The 19,781-nt window shown below is 29.3% G+C and carries 14 protein-coding genes and 1 other RNA gene; 5 read left to right on the plus strand and 10 right to left on the minus strand.

What is annotated here, in order from left to right:
• Positions 1–8 precede the first annotated feature (8 nt).
• Together ftsH and serS are read left to right on the plus strand one after the other, a co-directional pair.
• Positions 9–2,237 (plus strand): ATP-dependent zinc metalloprotease FtsH, encoded by a 2,229-nt coding sequence (ftsH, locus tag NPA10_RS00070; RefSeq protein ID WP_256547504.1) that lies wholly within the window; start codon positions 9–11, stop codon positions 2,235–2,237.
• Between the two features lie 55 nt (positions 2,238–2,292).
• Positions 2,293–3,582: a serine--tRNA ligase gene (gene serS, locus NPA10_RS00075; protein ID WP_256547505.1), complete on the plus strand. Its 1,290-nt coding sequence runs from the start codon at positions 2,293–2,295 to the stop codon at positions 3,580–3,582.
• Between the two features lie 47 nt (positions 3,583–3,629).
• Here serS and NPA10_RS00080 read toward each other — a convergent pair whose 3' ends face one another.
• A complete protein-coding gene (locus NPA10_RS00080) occupies positions 3,630–4,985 on the minus strand; it encodes a hypothetical protein (protein WP_256547506.1) in 1,356 nt (451 codons plus the stop codon).
• 276 nt (positions 4,986–5,261) lie between these two features.
• Here NPA10_RS00080 and NPA10_RS00085 point away from each other — a divergent pair, with 276 nt between their 5' ends.
• Positions 5,262–7,217, plus strand: coding sequence for a DUF31 family putative serine protease (locus NPA10_RS00085; RefSeq protein ID WP_256547507.1), 1,956 nt, complete (start codon positions 5,262–5,264; stop codon positions 7,215–7,217).
• Here the strand turns inward: NPA10_RS00085 and NPA10_RS00090 are convergent.
• A complete protein-coding gene (locus NPA10_RS00090; RefSeq protein ID WP_256547508.1) occupies positions 7,214–7,930 on the minus strand; it encodes a potassium channel family protein in 717 nt (238 codons plus the stop codon). The genes NPA10_RS00085 and NPA10_RS00090 overlap by 4 nt on opposite strands.
• Positions 7,931–8,276: 346 nt before the next feature.
• Here NPA10_RS00090 and NPA10_RS00095 point away from each other — a divergent pair, with 346 nt between their 5' ends.
• Positions 8,277–9,746: a potassium transporter TrkG gene (locus NPA10_RS00095; RefSeq protein WP_256547509.1), complete on the plus strand. Its 1,470-nt coding sequence runs from the start codon at positions 8,277–8,279 to the stop codon at positions 9,744–9,746.
• Between the two features lie 71 nt (positions 9,747–9,817).
• On the opposite strand, the gene NPA10_RS00100 is transcribed toward NPA10_RS00095, so the two are convergent.
• The 8 genes from NPA10_RS00100 to NPA10_RS00135 all read right to left on the minus strand — a co-directional run bounded on the left by NPA10_RS00100 (position 9,818) and on the right by NPA10_RS00135 (position 19,506).
• A complete protein-coding gene (locus NPA10_RS00100) occupies positions 9,818–11,188 on the minus strand; it encodes an exonuclease/endonuclease/phosphatase family protein (RefSeq protein ID WP_256547510.1) in 1,371 nt (456 codons plus the stop codon).
• Positions 11,189–11,378: 190 nt separating this feature from the next.
• On the minus strand, positions 11,379–12,962 hold the full coding sequence (locus NPA10_RS00105; RefSeq protein ID WP_256547511.1) for an ABC transporter ATP-binding protein: 1,584 nt from the start codon (positions 12,960–12,962) through the stop codon (positions 11,379–11,381).
• A 1-nt stretch (position 12,963) separates the two neighbouring features.
• Complete coding sequence (locus tag NPA10_RS00110; protein WP_256547512.1) at positions 12,964–14,613, minus strand: ABC transporter ATP-binding protein; 1,650 nt, start codon at positions 14,611–14,613, stop codon at positions 12,964–12,966.
• Entirely contained in the window at positions 14,613–15,713 is a 1,101-nt protein-coding gene (locus tag NPA10_RS00115) for an iron chelate uptake ABC transporter family permease subunit (protein WP_256547513.1), read from the minus strand. The genes NPA10_RS00110 and NPA10_RS00115 overlap by 1 nt, the downstream gene beginning before the upstream one ends.
• A gap of 1 nt (position 15,714) precedes the next feature.
• Positions 15,715–16,896, minus strand: a complete 1,182-nt coding sequence (locus NPA10_RS00120; RefSeq protein ID WP_256547514.1) for a FecCD family ABC transporter permease — start codon at positions 16,894–16,896, stop codon at positions 15,715–15,717.
• A gap of 138 nt (positions 16,897–17,034) precedes the next feature.
• Positions 17,035–17,535 (minus strand): NAD(P)H-dependent oxidoreductase, encoded by a 501-nt coding sequence (locus NPA10_RS00125; RefSeq protein ID WP_256547515.1) that lies wholly within the window; start codon positions 17,533–17,535, stop codon positions 17,035–17,037.
• Between the two features lie 112 nt (positions 17,536–17,647).
• Positions 17,648–18,592 (minus strand): HAD-IIB family hydrolase, encoded by a 945-nt coding sequence (locus NPA10_RS00130; protein ID WP_256547516.1) that lies wholly within the window; start codon positions 18,590–18,592, stop codon positions 17,648–17,650.
• Between the two features lie 20 nt (positions 18,593–18,612).
• Positions 18,613–19,506, minus strand: coding sequence for an HAD-IIB family hydrolase (locus NPA10_RS00135; RefSeq protein ID WP_256547517.1), 894 nt, complete (start codon positions 19,504–19,506; stop codon positions 18,613–18,615).
• 177 nt (positions 19,507–19,683) lie between these two features.
• Here NPA10_RS00135 and ffs point away from each other — a divergent pair.
• Positions 19,684–19,779, plus strand: an RNA gene (ffs, locus tag NPA10_RS00140) — signal recognition particle sRNA small type.
• Positions 19,780–19,781: the final 2 nt, after the last annotated feature.

Raw genomic sequence — 19,781 nt, forward strand, 5'->3', positions numbered from 1 at the left:
GAAGAATAATGTTCAAATTAGCAAAATGACTTGGTTTAATTGATAGCCGATACAAAAAAAGTGTCTGATCAAGAATAAAATCCAAGTTTAGACCAAAAAATTCAAGTGATTCTCAAGCTCAAAGCGACTCCCATCCGAAGGGACGTTTTCGCTGGAAACCAATTATTATTGTTTTTATCATTGGAACAATCATTGGACTTTTAATTTACTTTTTAGGCTTTTATGGCCGTGTTCAAGTGATTGGAGTTCATTCATTCGATGTTGCAAGAGAAAATAATCAAACAATTTTGGTTTTAAAAAACAATAATAATACCGAAAACCGAATTAATCTTACAACCACTCCAAATCCCCAAGCGGATTTATCAGCAGATTCACCACTGCAAAGAATTCAAATCAAAGGAAGTTCAAATAGTCAAAACATTGCTTATAACGTGGGTTATGGAAGCGATGCTAAGACGGTTTGATATGAAATTGGCAGTGATCGATTAATCTACAATGTGGACACCGGTAGTTTTTCTATTTCTCGTCCTGGTGAACAATTGATAGAAATTTCTAATACATCTGTGCCAAGTTCACAAAGCTTATTAGATTTATATAATTATTTAAATCTTGCCAAAAGCAATTCCAGCATTCCAAGCCCTTCTTTCTTGCAAAGTGTAATCGTTTCAACAATTCCAATTTTAATTTATTTAATTATCGTTATTTTCTTGATTCGTTTATTTATGCGGGCTCAAGCAGGAGCAGCTGGTCAAGACTCCATTTTTGGAGTTGGCAAGTCTAATGCCAAAACTGTTAAACTAAATATTACCTTCAAAGATGTTGCGGGCATTAAAGAAGAAAAAGAAGAGTTAATGGAAATCGTTGACTATTTGAAAAACCCTGGCAAATATACAGCTATGGGTGCTCGTACTCCAAAAGGGATTGTTCTATATGGCCCACCAGGAACTGGAAAAACTTTATTAGCTAAAGCTGTTTCAGGTGAAGCGAATGTACCATTCTTTGAAGTGTCTGGAGCATCATTTGACGATATGTTTGTTGGAGTTGGTGCTAAGCGGGTTCGGGATTTATTTAACCGTGCTAAAAAAGCTGCGCCATGTATCATCTTTATTGATGAAATTGATGCTGTGGCTGGAAAACGGGGCAACAAAATGATTAATGGAGGATCAGGTGGTTTAGCTGATCAAACCATTAACCAGTTATTGAGTGAATTAGACGGATTTAACACTTCTTCGGGTGTAGTTGTGATTGCAGCTACTAACCGATTAGATTCATTGGATGATGCGATCTTACGACCAGGTCGATTTGACCGACACATTCAAGTGAACTTGCCAGATATTAAAGAACGAGAAGAAATTTTAAAAATCCATTCACGTAACAAAAACTTATCTTCCAAAGTGAATTTAGAAGATATCGCGCGTCGAACCCCTGGATTCTCTGGAGCACAATTGGAAAATGTTTTAAATGAAGCTACTTTATTAGCTGTACGATATGATCGTCACAGTATTAGCACTCAAGACATTGATGAGGCAATTGATCGGGTAATTGCGGGGCCAGCGAAAAAATCCCGAATTATTACCTTGAGCGAGCGACGTAAAATTGCTTATCACGAAGCAGGGCACGCGATTGCTGGGCTTTATACCCAAAAAGGTGATGTTGTTGAAAAAATCACCATCATTCCCCGAGGACAAGCGGGGGGATATACTTTATCAGCTCCAGTAGAGCAAGAAGTCATGTTAAAATCACGTGAAGACTTATTAGCCATTATCACAACAACTCTGGCAGGTCGAGCAGCGGAAGAAGTAGTTTTTGGTCCAAAAGAAATTACTTCAGGAGCTTCTAATGATTTATATAAAGTAAGCAATATCGTTCGGGCCATGGTAACTCAGTTAGGAATGTCCAAATTGGGATTAACCCAATATGTTCCCTCTGAAGGCGAACAAAATCCGTATGTTAAAAATTATTCTGATGTTACAGCTAAAGCAATTGATGATGAAATAAATTTAATTATTAATCAGCAATATGAAATTGCTAAAAAGATCATCATTGAAAACAAAGAGGAATTGAAATTAATTGTTGAATGTTTATTATTATTGGAAACAATTGTGCGTGAACAAATTAATTACATTCATAAATACAAAAAATTACCTCAAGAAGCTTTAAAAGCAAAAGAGCGTTTAGCCAAAGAACGCCTAGTCAAAGAAGAATCAAAAGAAAAAGTTGACCAAGAAAATCAATAACAAATTTATTGTTATTTTCCAAACCTAACTGGAAAAAAGGGGTTAATGAGAACTAATGATTGATTTACGATTATTAAAAAAAGATTTCGAATTTGTTAAAGAAAAACTTTTACAAAAACAAGTAAACTCTTCCTTAATTAAAAATTTAAAAGATAATTATGATTTATTATCTTTATTGAAATTAGAAGAAGAAAAGCTCAATAATCAACGAACAGTTCTATCCAAAAAAATCGGTATTGCTTATAATCAAAATAAGCAAAAAGAGGCTTTGGAATTACAAAAAGAAATGCAGCAAATTAAAAAGACATTAAATGATTTAGAAACTCGTTTAACGTTAGTGAGTGCTGATTTTGACAAAATTTCTCATCAAATTCCTAATTTGCCTGATGAAGCAGTTCCTGTTGGTGTTGATGAAAATGATAATAAGGTGTTATTTCAATGAGGGCAAACTCCTAAATTTGATTTCGAACCACAACCCCACTGAAATATAGCATCTGATTTAGATTTAGTTGATTTTGAAGCTGGAGGTAAAATTTCAGGATCCCGTTTTGTTGTCTATAAGGGTTTAGGGGCGCAACTTTATAACGCTTTAGCTGAATTTACAACTAAAATCCAAGTAACTAATAACGGTTATTATCCGTATGCTGTGCCTGTAATTTTGAGTGGTGAATCATTATTCCGTTCGGGGCAATTACCAAAATTTGAAGCTGATTTATTCAATTTGGGCAATAATAAGTATTTATCACCAACCTCAGAATCACAGTTGATTAGTTTGTATGCGAATACAATTATTGATAGTGCAAAATTACCAATTAAAATGACTGCCACTAGTTTATGTTTTCGTAAAGAATCTGGTGCAGCCGGTCGGGATACACGGGGAGTAATTCGATTACACCAGTTTACTAAAACCGAGTTAATTATGATTTGTGATCAAAAAGATGCAGCAAAGCAATTAGAAAACTTAACCGAAAACGCCCAATCAATTTTAAAAATTTTAAAATTACCATATCAAGTAGTTGATTTGTGTACTGGTGATTTAGGTTTTTCTGCGGCTCGGACTTATGATTTAGAAGTTTGATTACCATCAGAAAAACGTTATCGAGAAATTTCTTCTTGTTCTAATACAGGGGATTTTCAAGCCCGAAGAGCTTTAATTCGCCATCGCAAAACAAGTACAGATAAAACTGCTTATGTTGCGCTTTTAAATGGCTCGGGTGTAGCTATTGATCGTTTATTTGCTGCAATCTTAGAAAACTATCAACAAGCAGATGGTTCAGTTTTAATTCCTGAAGCATTACAACCATATTTAAACAATTTGAAAAAAATTGAAAAACCAAAAGAATAACAATTACTTCAAAAATAAAAAAAGCCCTCAATTTATTGAAGGCTTTTTTATTGGTTATGATCTTGATTTTTTACTAATTCAAAAATATTATTATTAATTTTAGTTGGGGTTTGAGCTGGTAATTTAAAAAATTTAGGTAAACCAATTACTCGTAAGTCTTTAAAATATTTGCGTAAAAAATAATCTAAACGCTTTCGGTAATTGGGGTTATAAATAATCTGTTTAATTTTTTTAGAGAAAACAATATATTGTTTAAAATGATAAGTTTTAAGATTAGTTAAAACCTTCTCGTTAGCAATGATTGAAAGTTCAGTTTTGTTTAAATTAATAAAATTCTCTAACATTTTTTTATTAATGTGTTTTTCAAAAAATAAATTTTCACGCAGAATAATATTAATTAAATCCAAATAATACTCAGCATGCAATAAGCGTTCGTTATTGGTGCGATTTTTACTTTTTATGCTATATGAATCAATACAACTCGCCGATAAGAAAAAGACAAATAATTGATTTAATAACGGATTAATTTTAGAATTTTCTAATAAATAAAATTGTTCAAAATAAAAATTAATCCGACCAACATTCTGGTTGATATCAGTAATAATTTTTCGGAATTCACACAAGAAATCTGTGAATGATTTTTTATCATTTCAAATATTTTCAGGAATATGAGTTTTTAGATTAGCAGGATTGTTAGTTTCTAATAGTGTATCAATGCTATTAATAATTTTGCTGTAATTATATTTATTAACCCTTAATAAATAAATACAATAATCTAAATATCAGTGATAACTATGTAAGACTACTTGAATAAAATTTCAAAAACTACTATCAAAATTTTTGAGTTGTAATGGAGTGTTTCGGAAAGTTTCAAGTTCTTGACTATCGAATTCCATGTTTTGGTTAAACATTTTATTTTCATCTAAATAATAATCATTTAAATGAGCTAAACTAAGATTATCCCGAGCAATATTAATTTTTTGAATCATTTCAAATTGTTCAGAATTAATGATGTGATATTTTTTTAAGATGTAAAAAAATTTCTTTTTAAAATCACCCAGTTTATCAATATTTAAAACACTATATTTAGTTGATAATGAATCATCAATAAAATTAGATTTATTTTCTTCAGTGAAAGATAATAAAATATTTCATTCAGCTTCACCAGAATTTGCTAAAAAAATTAAGGCTTCGATTTTTTTAATATTTAAATCCATAATGAACATTGCCGAATCAGAAAAGACATTATGTAAGTGTTTGTTTTCAATAATTGTTTGTTTTAGGATTGAATACTGATTGAGCATGTTTCTTAATTTTTCTAAAAAAAGTGTTTTGGTTTGTTCAACGCTGCCACATTTTTCTAGAAGTAAAAAAGCTTGCTTGCGATAAAAGAAATTATTCATTAAAAGGACTCGTTTAATTTTGCAAAAAAATTAGTTTGAATATTCCATATAAAATTAGTTAAAAACAATCTAGTTATTCATTAAGTTTTTCACGTAAGACGGGTTCAAAGATTTTATCATTTTGGTTATTGCTGTATCGTGATAAAATGAGTTTAACTTTCTATTCTTAGAAACAAAATTAACTAATAATTTAATTGTTAATCATTTATTAACATTTTAAATTTTTAATTACTACAAAAACAAAAAATTTTGTTTGTTGGAGATATCTATAAAAATATGAAAAAATGAAATAGAAGTATTCTGACATTTTTTTCAATTTTGTCATCTTCAGTATTATTAACAGCTTGTTTAGAAAATCAACAAGTGAATGTTTCCCAATACGATGAAGGCTTTTCTGAAATTAATATGAATAAACCTGGAACAAGCCAAAACATTTCTGTTCCGATTGATAAGAATAATCTGCCAGGAGCAGATTATTTAAGAACCCACAGTGTCAGTTTATACATGGAAGATGAAACCCCTAAGACAACAGGAGTTGAAAATAATTCTGAACAATCTAGCAAAATTAGTGGAACAGGATTTATTATCAATACTTATGCCAACAGAAATGAAGTTAATGCTGAAGGTGAAGCGATTAATGATGATGAGAGAATTCATTTATTAATTGGTACTAATTTACATGTGGCAAAAGCTTTTTTCCCAAACGAAGATCTTATAAAAGTAAATCATCCGGAGGATAAATCATCTCCCAAATTATCAGAAACCCAGAATGGCGCTAGTAAAAAATTTCGAGTTGGGTTTTTTAATTATGGTAGCAGTCAAATTGAGATTAAAGGAGCAGAGAAAGCTAATTTTAACCTTTATCAATCAGACGAACCTTTAATCAGAAATAACGAAATTTCTGAAGAACGTAATATTTATTTGGATGTTGATAGTAAAAATGTGGAATTGGTATATACTGCTACTAATTTAGCAATCAATAAAAAACTATTTAACTTTGATCAAAATATTAATTTATTAGATGTTTATCGAGATGAAATTTCTTCACAAAAATTGTCTGATATTGAATGGGTTGATTCTTATAATCCAGGATTGAATAATCCATTCATTAAAACAGCCGATATTAATCAACAATATAGTCAATTTAATTTTGCAGTTGACTTTGCGGTTTTAAAAATTAGTTTTGAAAAAAATCAACAACCCAACTGGTTGAAAACTTTCAATGAACGAATGCAAACTAATGATGTTAATTTTTCTGCCATTCCTACTAATCGAAATTTTGTGTTGGAAAATAATTTAATGACACCACAATATTTAGTGGGAGGTTATTCAACTTTAACGGTTGATCAAAAAATTGATGAATTAGTTGGCACAGCCGAACCAGTTTTTCAATTAAAACCCAATCAAAAAATCGATGATATTTTACCAAGTGAAATTACGGCTGCTAATTGGCATGATTATTTTGCAGTAAGCAATCTAAATCCAAAATTAGAATTTTTTGGCTTAGAAAATTTTCAATCAAATGATGATCAAGGTTATTTATTCTTTGAAGGATCAGTGAGAAATCAAACAACTTCTGCTGAAGAGTATGTCGCAACTAAAAAAGTTTCTGATATTATTTCTGGTTTTAAAGCAATCAGACCAAACCGAAACAATCCTAATTTAGTTGCTCCAACAACACCATTTCGTCATGGTGAACCTATTGTAAAATGAATTGAAGCAGAAGTAAAAAATGGTACTTTCTCAGATAAAAGTATCTATACAATTGCTAATGAACTTTGAAATCAAAAAATTTATAGTCGTGATTCCTATTTCACAAATGAACATTTCAGACAAGCAAATGTTGATCAAAATTCTGATTTAGTTACTTATAACGGACAAAATTTTTTATCCATTGGCAGCAAAATTTTAACAACTAATTTAAATTTAAAACCAGGTTCATCAGGTTCGTTAGTAATTAGTGATCAATGATTTAGGCCAAATTCGCCCCGAACAGGTTTAAACTTAATTGGCATTTATAACGGAACTAAAGAATACATCAATCCAATTTATCAAACAAAACGACATGTTGGACAATTTTTACTTTTCTCATCAGCTTTCCGTTATGAACTATTTCAAGCTCGTAATAAATTATCTAAACCTTCTTTATGTGATGTTTTAGATCATAAAGGAATTACTGGACAACTAGCTAACAGTTATGTGACCTGTCCTGATATTGATGATAATAATTAGTCTTTTTGAAAAACATCAATGATTGATGAAATATTAGTAACCACACTAATCAAAAAGACAATATCGCCACGGTTAATGATATCAGTGCCACGAATGGGCATTCGAATTTCACCTTTAGAATTTTTAATAGCAATAATAGTGAATTGTCGGTGACCAAATTTGTTAGTAATTTCAGCCACTGATTTTTTTCATAAACTAGAAGCAAATACAGGTACTTCTACAATAAAAGATTTTTGACTGTCGGCCTGATCAAACCGAAATAAATCAACATTTAAACCATAAATACTTTGATAAGCAACCTTAGATGCAATCTCAACATCGGGAATAATTGTTCGAGAAACTCCCATTGATTTTAGAATGCGTTGATGAATTAAATTAGTTGCCTTAGCAATAATATTTTTAATTCCTAATTCTCGTAAGTTAGAACAAATAATGATTGATTTTTCAAAATCTGAAACAGCGACAATTATGATGTCATAATCTTTAATGCCAATATCAGTTAAATTATGGATGTTAGTTGCATCAACTAGTTGAACGTCAGAAAAATCTTTTCCCTTCAGTTCAACAACTTCTTCATCAAAATCAATGATAGTTAAATTTTGATGCTCTTTTTGTAAAACTTCAGCCACACCATAACCAAACCGGCCTAAGCCGATAATACAATAATTTTTTACTAATCGATTCGTTCGATGCTTGAATAATTTAATATCCATAAATCTTTTATTCCAAGTTTTTTAAATGATTTGTCAAGTAGTTAATTTTAATATTAAATTGGGTTAATATGATATTTTAATAATTTGATTAATCTCTTATTTAAAATAAATTTTATTTTACTAAAATATATAGACATAAAAAAGTAGTAAACCAAAAAAACTGATCATTCAAGACGAATCAACTGAAATAGCTTTTTAAAATATGAAAAAACTGGGCAACAAAAAAAAGAAAAAAATTATTTTCTATAAAGAAAAGATTTTGAAAATACTTCTGGGGGATACAATTTATAAAAAGTTCTTCCGAATCTATTTTTTTACTATTTTCGTTGGGGCTTGTTTTTTGTATATGCCATTTTCGTTAAACTCAGGGTGAGTTTATGAAAATAATTCCTATGTTTGATACCAAAATGGTGAAGTTTTTCAAACTTATACTTTTTTTGACAGCATCTTTTTTGCTTCTTCAGCTTTTAGTGATACAGGATTAACAACAAAAGTAACTGGTTATATTTTTAGTATTCCAGGGCAATTTATTATTACCTTATTAATTCAAGTTGGTGGATTAGGTTTAATTGCGATTGCCATTTTGATTTGAAAATACTTAATCAATAAAACTAATTTTACTGCTTCTCAACGGTATTTGTTAAACTCAGAACGAGGTAATGCCAAATCAGGAGAAAGTCACAAAATGATTGGTTTTGCTTTTGTTGTGATTTTTATTCTGCAACTAATTATTTGATTTGCGCTTTCGTTTTTCTTTTATAACGTTAAACCCCAAACTCCTGAAAATGCAGAATTATTAGAATTACCACAATTTAATTATCTGAACGCTGATAAATTTTATGGTAACGTTGGACTATCCATTTGAGCCGCTTATTTTCATACAATTTCAGCGTTAAATAATGCTGGATTTGATATTTTAGGACCAACTTCTATTTATGCTTACAATGGTGGTTTAGGGAATATTCTTTCATTCTTTTTATTAATTGCTTTAATTGCTGGGGGAATTGGATATCCGATTTTTTATGATATTTTTCAATGAATTCAATCAAAAAGAAAAGGTTATATTCATCGCATCACATTGTTTACCAAAATTTCGGTATTAAGTTATTTTGTGATTGCTTTTTTTGGATTAGTATTGATTCTTGTCTTTGAATTACCGCGTTCAAGTAATTTCAAACTTTTTTATGATTCCATTGAAATGGAAAATATCAAAACCCAAACTCCTTTTTATAATTTTTCTAAATTATCGTCTGGAGATAAAGTTTGAAATTTTATATTCGTTACTTTCTCCTCAAGATCAGCTGGATTTTCTAGTGTTCCAATGGACTATTTAACAATTGAATCCCGTTGATTAATGTCTGCTTTAATGTTTATTGGAGCTTCACCTTCATCAGCTGGAGGAGGAATCCGAACCGTTACTTTATTTATCATTATCCGTTTTTTATATAGTCGAGCAGTAGGAAGAAAATATGTTTCTGTATTCAAACGAACAATTCATCGTAATTTAGTTATTGAAGCACTAATGACGTTTATTTTAGCTTTAGCTTTAATTTTTGTCGTTATGATTTTAATAAGCAGTACGACTACAGAACTACAAAGCGGAACAAATGTTATTTTTGAAGCAATTTCGGCTTTTGGAACTTCAGGATTAACAACCGGTGTAACGGGAAAATCTAGTATTGTTGGTTTGATTGGTTTAATTTTTTTAATGTTTGTTGGACAATTAGGCTTGAGTAATTCCATCTTGTTATGAACCAAAAAATCACCAACCCAACAAATTTTACGTTACCAGTATGAAGATTTAAGGGTTAGTTAAAAACCAAAATGTACTACAAAAAAACCACTCTTTTTATAGAGTGGTTTTTTATTTTTTAATTAAGTAATAAATTACTTTTTAAGTTGTAATTCAAAGTGAACCATTGTGTGATCAGAAATTAATTCTTTTAAAGATGTATGAACAGGAGATTTAGGTGGATTTTTTGGTTGTCTTGCACCGGCTTTTTGATAATAAATTTCATCCATAATTGCTTTTGTATAATGATCATATTCAGGATAACTTAAAGCTAAAATTTTTTGTTTTTGATTAGATGTTACTCCGTTATCTTCAACGTCATAATATAAATTCCACAAGTCTCAACGCGTAGGGTTTTGAACATTATAGTTTTGAAATTTATAAAAAGCTTTATCATATGCATTTGCATAAGCATTAAGACGATCAGGACTACTTAAGGTTGTCCGGAATTTAGCAGGACCACGATCTTTATCATAAGCAGTTTCTAATTTTTCACCAGCTGCGTCTAGTGGAAAAATATTTTTATAACCTTCTTTTGTGGCGCGCTCAAAAAGAAAATTATTATTAAAGCGAATGTTAGTATCGGCCATAAAGAAAATATCATCTTCTTTAAAAACTTCACTGAAATATTTAAGTACATCAGGAATTTTTAAAGCATCTCAAGCTTCATTGCTACCTAATTTGCTATCACATTTCGTTCCGTGCTCAATTCCAAACTGTTTTAAATCAGCACAATTAAATTTAGTTTCACCTTGACTATCTCTTGCATCTGGTGATGAAGCATGAGCGGCAATAGTTACAAAAGTTTGATTATTAACTAGATCGGTCCATTTAATAGCACCTGGTCTTCTTGTATAAAAATGCTTTTCATCAGCTTTTTCTTTAAAGAATAAAATATTTCGGTTACCAGTATCATTTAATTCTTGAGATCCACCCTTATCATAAGGACTATCAGTGATATTGAAAGTGCTAAAATCAGCTGGTTCTTGTTGATGAGGAGATGTTTCGTATCTTAAACGATCCTTTTTATAAATAAAACCATAACGTTCACTTAAAGAAACACGTTTTAAAATTGGTTGTTCAGAAACTGAAGGTAAGGAAATAATTGCTTCATATTTTTCTGAGCCAGCTAAATGATTTAAGTTTTTAACTAGTTCAGTAAACCCAGTTGCATTTTTATAAGTGGGTTCGATTACGGTTAATAAATCTAAATTGTTTTGATACAAAACATCAGCTAAAACTTTAGCGCGTTCAGAAGAAAACTTATCTCCCTTTTCTTCATAGTTAGCAATGTTTCACATTCCAACTCGAATATTATTGGTTTGTGGAGCGATTTGAAGGGCTTGACTAGTTTGATTAGAATCCACTTGTCCAGAATCTTGTATTGCATTACCACAGCTAATTAATACAAAACTGAAGGCAAAAGCAGAGATTGAAATTTTAGAAAATAGTTTAAATTTTCGCATTTTAGATAATTTGATTACAACTTTTTAAAATGATTGAAACGGATTCAAATACTGTTGAATCCAATTTTGATTTTACATTAAAACAAATAAACAATTTAATAATTTGGGCTTAAAAAATGTGAAAATTACACGAAAAAACCACCATTTTTTTGAAAATTAAGACAAATAGTGGTTTTTCATTTGGGTTTATTTATATTTCGACTAATGTTGATTTAACATTGCTAATATAAACTTGATTATTATGAATGGTTAAATCAGCAGTCACATTAAAAACTTCTAGTAATGATTTATGATTAATTACTTGAGTGGGTGGACCTTGATCATAAATAACACCATTCTTAATTAGAATAATTTCATCTGAATATTGGGCAGCTTGATTAATGTCATGTAAGATTGCAATAATAGTTTTTTTGTCTTTATTTTGCATTTCTTTCAGCATTTCTAGCAGTTCAATTTGATTTTTGATATCCAGATATGTAGTTGGCTCATCTAAAACAACTGTATCAGTATCTTGAGCAATTGTCATTGCAATCAAAACTTTTTGTTGCTGTCCCCCAGATAAATCGCTAGTAAATTTATCTTTTAAATGAAGCGTACTGGTTTTCTTCATGGCTTGATAAATAATTTCGTGATCAGAATCTTTTAGTGAAGACATCAAACTTAAATAAGGAGCTCGTCCATAACCGACAAAATCATACACTTTAATGCCAGTGATTAATTCATGGCCCTGAGCAATATGAGAAACATTTTGGGCAAATTTTTTCAGACTAATATTTTTTAAATCTTTTTCACCCCAAAAAATATTACCAAGATAATGTCGGTTTTGATTGATTACAGATTTTAAAAAAGTTGATTTACCAGATCCGTTAGCACCTAAAATAGAAGTAAATTTATTTTGAGCCAGATTACAACTAATTTTTTTTAAAATTAGTTTTTCAGGTTGAATTATTTTTGATTTGCGAAAACGGTTTGCGAATGATCTTTCATATGTAAAAGAAAGTTGTTCAGTTTTTAAAAAGGTATTAGGATCAAAATTATCAATCGGAAAATCAAAATCAGATAAATTATTTTTACCTAAAAACAATTTATTAAACTTTTTAATAAAACCAATTTTTAAATTAGTTGTTAGACTACCAAAAATGGTTGAAAAATTTTGATCAGTTCTAATTATGACATATTGAATTTGGTGTTTTTTAAAGTAAAAATAAGTAAAGAAAGGATAAAAGAAACCTAAAAATAACTCTAGAGCCACCAAAAATTTAATAGCTGGTTTAATGTTAATTTTGAGTCAAACAATTCCTAAATTTCTTCAATTTCAAATTAATCACAATATTAAATTAATCAAATTAAATGAAAGCACTAATTTTAAATTGGTTGCTACTAATAAAAATTGACTTACTAATTCGTTAACAGTAATTGTGGTAGGATCTAAATTGTTAACAGTTGTTAAGAAATCATTTTGGTTATTTAAAAATTGAAATTGAGATGGCAATCCAAATAAATTATTACCATCAATAGCTCCACTAATTCATCCTGCTTGATAGCTTACTGTAATTTGAGCATTATTGTTTTCAGCAACAATGCGATTTAAAGCTGTTATTTGATTGAGGGTAACAAAATAAATAATCAAAACAACAATTAACAAAATTCATCCAATGAGAATTTTGTAAAGATTTTGTTGAATTTTGGTTTTTAAATCAAAATTATAATAACCAATACTTTTTAAGAAAAGATAAACAAATCATCTGTAGAGATCAATGAAAAATTTTTGCATATTATTCAGATTCCTTATTTAAATGATTGTTATCAACCTTTAATTCAAATAATTGGGGAATGCCATTAATAATTTCAACATTAGCATCAACAGCAAAAACCTCTTTTACCATTTGAGAATTCACCACATTACGGGGGGCACCTTGGCTGTAAATTTCGCCGTCTTTTAAAATGATTAAATTATCAGAATAACTAATCGCTTGATTTAGATCATGTAAAATGGCAATAATAGTCTTACCCCGATCATTCAATTTTTTTAATAGGGTTAATAATAAATTTTGGTTATTAACATCTAAATAAGTTGTTGGCTCATCCAAAATGATCGTATCGGTTTTTTGAGCCAGAACAGTAGCTAAAATAACATTCTGTCTTTGACCACCAGATAACTCATTAATATTACGATCAATAAACTGTAAAGTATTGGTCTCAACTAATGCATTCAAAATATTTTGTTCTTGTTCAGGACTAATTTTGCCACTTAAATTTTGATGGGGAATAGCACCAAAACAAACAAAATCATAAACATTAGAACCACTAGGAATTTCTAAAATTTGTGGAAAATAAGCAACATTTTGAGCAAAAGACTTACGCTTAATTCGGTGAAGATTAATTTTATTCCAGTAAATTGATCCAAAATAATGTCGTTCTAATCCTAGTAAAACTTTAATTAAAGTTGATTTACCTGAACCATTTGGTCCAATAATAGTTGTGAATGAACCTTTAGGAATTTTAAAATTAAGATTTTTTAAAATGTATTTTTCTTTCACAATTAAGAAAGGGAATAATCTAGTAATAAATTCGATAAGTTTTTTCCGACGATAGATGTGATATTTCTCTTTATATTTTTTTTCATGAATTGATAAGTTGAAAACATCGGACAAATGACGAATAAGATTATGACCATGACTATAGGTAAAACCAAGGTTTTTAGTGGAAATAAATTCATCACGGTGATCATTGGAATTATTAAATTTTAAGAAAAAATTATTGAAACGGCTAATCCATAAAAACGGTGGGTATTTAGCTAGTTTTTCAATATTATCAAAACTTAATGCTTTAACTTGTTTGTTACTTAGTTTTCATAATAAAAGACTAATAAATCAACCACCAAGATTAAAAAAATAAACCAATAAAAAACTGTAGATTTTATAAGCATTTTTTTCTGAAAAGCCAATAGTCAAATTTCAAAAAATAGCTGCAGTTAAAAAAACCACAATAATGATTGCGCTTCAACTTAGAAAAGCAAAAGTTTGTAAATAAGTATTTAATGTAGTAGCAGATTGCACAAACCCCGCACCATTATCAATTTGTGCGGTTGCTAAAAAATTATTTTGTTCAAGCGGAATACTAGTGTTAAAAGCGTTGACAACCAATAAAAGTAAATCAGCATCAGCAGTAGCGAATCGGTTCCGTTGTAGCAAAAATTGGTTATTTAAAAATAAACCACTATTCCGAAATAAATAGCTGAGATCGTAATTTCAATTACTAGCATCTTCATACTTTAAATCATTAACTGCTTGGTTTTTAGCGGCTAATCAGGTGTTATGAATTTGGTTTTCTAAAGGGATTAGAACAACAGCAAAAATTAATCCCAAAAAGATTAAACTAGTAAAAACTAATAACGATTTATTTTCCTGCAAATATTGCTTCATTATCTGCGATCTCGTTTAAGAATTAAGAAAATAAAATAAGGAGTAATAATTGCTGTTGATAAGAATCCAATTGGAATATCAGTGGCTAAATTAACCGAAACAAAAGCAGCTAACATTACCATAATTGCACCAATGATGAAAGTGGAAAATAAATTAGTTTTAGTTTGGTTTCCAAATAGTGGTTTAGAAATATTTGGAGCTAAGATCCCCAATAAGGCAACAGTGCCTAAAATAGCAGCTTCAATTCCGGCTAATAAAGCAATTAATAAATAAAGAATTAATTTTAGGGTTTCTACTTTAACACCATAAGAAATCCCCAATTTTTCACTAGTTTCAATTAAATCAATTTTTTTGCGTAAGACTCAAATCACCCCCATGATTAACACAATGACTACAAAATTAATAATCAAGGTTAATCGTCAACGTGAAGAAGTGGCAAGTTGATTAATATCAGGAAATTTACCCAAACTGAAATTAATAATTTGACTGTTAGCAAAATTAATAGTACTACCAGGAGCGGCTGAAATAGTCGGATTCAAAATAGAAATAGAAATGGCTTCAAACAAAAATTGCAAAGCAATTCCAACAATAATAAATTTATCTAAATTATTATTACCAATTTTGGTTAAGGTATAAATAATTGATGTTCCTAAAATGGAAGCACCAATTGTAATTAAAGGTAAAACTTGACGAATGATTTCTTGGTTACGAATGTCACCGTTACGGAAAGAAAAAATGTAGATAGTAATAAAAATAATGTTTAGTGAACCAATTCCTAAAATGGAAACATCAGCTAAATTATTTTTAGTTGTTTTTTGCAATAATAATCCGGCAACACCCAATGAACCTCCTCCAAAAATTGCGATGAGGTATTGTCAAATTCTTAAACTAAAAATTTGTAAACTAAAATTAAATCCTTGGCGTAAAAGGGTTAAACCAAAAAATAAAATAACACCAAAGATAATCGTGATAGAAATAAAATGAATGATGCTTTTTTTGCGTTTAGCATCTTGTTGTTTTTTTACAATATCAGTTTGAAATTGGTGGCTTTGAATTAAGTTAGGCTCTTTGTTAGTTGTTATTTGTTCTAATGGGTTCATATTATTGACTCTTTTGTTTTCAGCCTAAATAAATTAACATTGGAGCTCCAATGAACACCATGTAAATAGAAGAAGGAATTGTGCTGGTGAATGTATTTAAAGTCAAACCTAAGGACATTACAGATGCTCCTAATAAGGCTCCCATAGGCACAACAATCCGATAGTCTCGAGTTCGAAAAATAATTCGCACAATATGGGGTGCAAATAAGCCTACAAACGCAGCGTTTCCAACCAGAGAAACTGAAATTGGAATCAAAATTAAAATAACTAGTAAACCAAAAATTTTTACAGATTTAATATTAACTCCAAGACTAGTAGCCTTATCATCACCCAACTCTAATAAGCTTAAATTTTTAGATAAGAAAATTGATGTAATAAAACCAATGGCAACTAAGACAATCCCAATATATAAAACAGTTTCTTGAGAAGGATATAAACCATAAATATTTTCTGCTCCACCAATACTAATTGCAAAAGATGTTCTAATTGCAGAAGCATTATTGATTCGCAGTAAAAAGTTTAATGTTTTAAAGAAAATACTAATTGCTAAACCAGTTAGAGTAATTTTTAAATAGTTTAGATTGGATAAATATTTTAGGATGACTAAAATAAATCCAACCGATAACAATCCGCCTAAAAAACTGAAAGCTAAATATACGTATTGAAAATTATTGGCATCAACAATTGACCCAACTAAAACGTTCATTAGAATGGAACCAAAAATTACGGCTTCAGTAGCTCCTAATGTGGTAGGATCAGACAAGGGATTTTTAGTTAATCCTTGAGAAATTGAGCCAGAGATAGCTAATCCAATTCCAGCTAAAGCAGTGGCAATAGAAATTCAAGTAGCTTTTCGAATTGGTGGTAAGTCAGTAAACGAAAACGCACCAAAAGTAGGCCCCGTTGATGTGGTGACATTAGTTAGTTGACTAGTGTTAGTGCTAAAAATATTATTGGTTGAAAAAATATAAAATAAGTCTTGGAAATTATATTTACCATTATTAGCAAAACGAATGTTAATAATGGTTAATGCCGTAACTAAAACAACAGCAAACAAAAAAGCCACTAGGTATTTGATGTACCTAATGGTCTTTTGCTTTTGAATACTGATTCTATTTTTATTAAAAGTTACATCATGAAAATTAACCACAACTTCTTTGTGATCTAGAGATTTAATACTCATTTTTTCATCTTTCTTTTTATAAAGTTAAAAATTCAAAAAAACTATAGGGTTTTCTTTTTGTATACAAAAATTCAAAAAACTATAAGATTTTCTTTTTATTGAGTTAAAAATTCAAAAAAACTGAAGATTATTTTAAATTTACAGATTGTTAATGTACTCAACAACCTCTTGTACTTTTTCAGCAACGTCTTGATCCACTGAGTAAGATCCGAATTCAAAATCCTTAATACTTTTAGCTCCGGTGTACTTGAGTGTTTCACTTGCAAATTTACGTAGACTTAATCCGCCTAATTTTCCAGGAGAAGCAACAACTAAAACAACATTTTTATCTAAGAAAAAAGCATTGTCTAAACGACTTAGTCAGTCCATAATGTTTTTAAAGAAGGCAGAGTAATAACCATTGTGTTCAGGTGTTACGATGATAACGTTTTGATAGCCTGTAAGTTTTACTAAGATTTCTTTAATCTGTTCAGGGAATTTTTTTTCTGCTAAAAGAGAATTGGATAAAATTGGTAGATTTTGCTTGTAGTCATTTAGATCTAATAAGTCATATGAACCAGCATATGAAATTTTTTTGGATAAATCTAAATTAATTGAATTTGCTGAATTAACTGCAGCAATAACTAGTGTTTTGTCCATATTTTTCTCATTAAAAAATAATTATAAATATAATACTATTATTTTTGTTGAAAAACAAAAAATTTCTAGGAAGTTTAATTTGGCTTTTAATCTTGAATAATTAGTTAACAATTTATTTAGTCATAAATCGATCAGCAAAAGCTGCTAGAACTCATTCAGATGCAACTCCAGAATAAATTTTAGTAGCTGCTTCTTGAACAATTGGATTAGCTCAATCAGGCGAACAACTAAATGCTCCACTGGTTAACATGCTAATATCATTGCCAGAATCACCTAATACCATTGCATCACTAATATTAATTTTCATTAGTTCACAAAGAGTTTTGGCTGAATGACCTTTATTATAGGGAAAAACAGAAATTTCAAATGAGTGACCAGAAGAAAAAGTGATGTCGCTATCAGAAAATTTATATTTATTTTGAATAAATGTCTGCAATTCTTCAGAGTTATCTAAAAATGATAAAACAACCATCTTGCTCAGATTTTGAAAATTATCTGCTGTTAAATAATCACTTTCAGTGTAATTAATTGAGTTTTCAAAAACAATGTGGGGTAAAGTTTGTTTTTTCTTATCAATGTTAATAAAGACGTGACTTTTTTCTTCAGATGCTATATCTTCACTATCAGCATGTTGCAAAGAACTAATTACGTTTTTTATGATTGGAGTTGCTTTCACTGCTCCTCCATTTTCAGTACTGCGAAAAACTAATAAAGAACAAAAATTAAATTGCTTTAATAGTTCTTGTGAATGCTGAAAAAATTTCTGAGATGTTGTTTCACTAAAGTGGGCATTTAGAAGAAATTTTTGATTTTTGGTATCATAAATTTGTGAACCATTAGAAGTAATTAGATAAGGCATTAATTCAGAATCACTACCAAGAATATTGAAAATCTTCATTGCTTCATCAAGGTAACGGCCTGTAGTAATTATGAAAACAATTTTATTCTCTTTCATAATTTTTAAATAATTAAATAAATGGGGATGAGGCATTTTTTGCTCGTTATCTAATAAAGTTCCATCTAGATCACAGAAAATAATTTTAGGTAAATTATTCATAGTTGGCCTTTTTTTAAAAGCTAAAATAAGTTTTTTCTTTTCATTTCTGCAATTCCTCTAGCCACACCCAAACCATTTAAATTGGTTGTATTAAAATCAACAACATTAAAAATATGTGATAAATATTTTTTGTCTTTTAAATCAATGCCAACACTAAAACCACAATTTTTTAAAGAAGTAAAATCATTTTCTTGATCACCCATTGCGCCAAGTTGGGTAAGATTTAAATTCAAATCTTTGGCAATGATTTTTAATGCGGAAAATTTATCAGTATCAGAAGGACTAACTTCAATTGCGTATTTACCTGAAATGCAAAAATTAAATTTGTTACCAAATATTTCGACTAGAGTTTTTTTCAGTTCTACAGATTTAGGTTTAGTTAAAATAATTGTTAATTTACTATACTGATGTTCGGGTAAAGAATTTTTAAAAAGAATAGTTTTGTTTCGATCAAAATTTAAACGAATAAATCTATGAATGATCAATGATTTGCGAATGTATGTTAAATCATTAATTTTTTGATTTTGATAATTAAAAGCTTGTGCAAAAAAGATTATTTTATTTTTTAATAAATATTTAGTAAGATCCTGAAAATCTTCAGTTAAGAAAGTTTTTTGCGCAAGAATTTTTTTATTTAGGTTATCAAAAATTAATGATCCATTTAAACAGACAAGATAAGGAATTTGATACGACAAATAAGATTCTAAAAGTTCAACATAATGTAGAACATTTGTCATATTTCTTCCAGTAGCTAAAAGAAAATTGTTTTTTTGAGAAACATAGTTTTTCAATGCTTCTAAATTACCATTAGTAATTGTGGAATTTTTATTGCGAATTAATTGATGCTTTTTGTTTTTATATAAAAGAGTTCCATCAAGATCTAATGATAGTAGTTTGATTTTAGTTGAATTCATTTCTTACAACCAATAAATTTATGAATGAATAACTACTTTAATTCTCAAAATAATTAACTATGATTTAATTATATATTAAAAAAATAAGGGGTAGTTAATCTACATAGAATTCATCATTGTTCTATTTGTTTCTTTAATGAAAATTTAATGAAAATCTAGTTCTTTATTGACTATAATTATTATTGCCATATTAATAATAACGGCGAACCATGTCAGGCTAGAAATAGAGCAGCATTAAGTTTGTTATTATGTAATGTGGTTTTTATTTTTTCTGC

The organism is Mycoplasmoides fastidiosum (assembly GCF_024498275.1).
Lineage (GTDB): Bacteria > Bacillota_I > Bacilli_A > Mycoplasmatales > Mycoplasmoidaceae > Mycoplasma_N > Mycoplasma_N fastidiosum.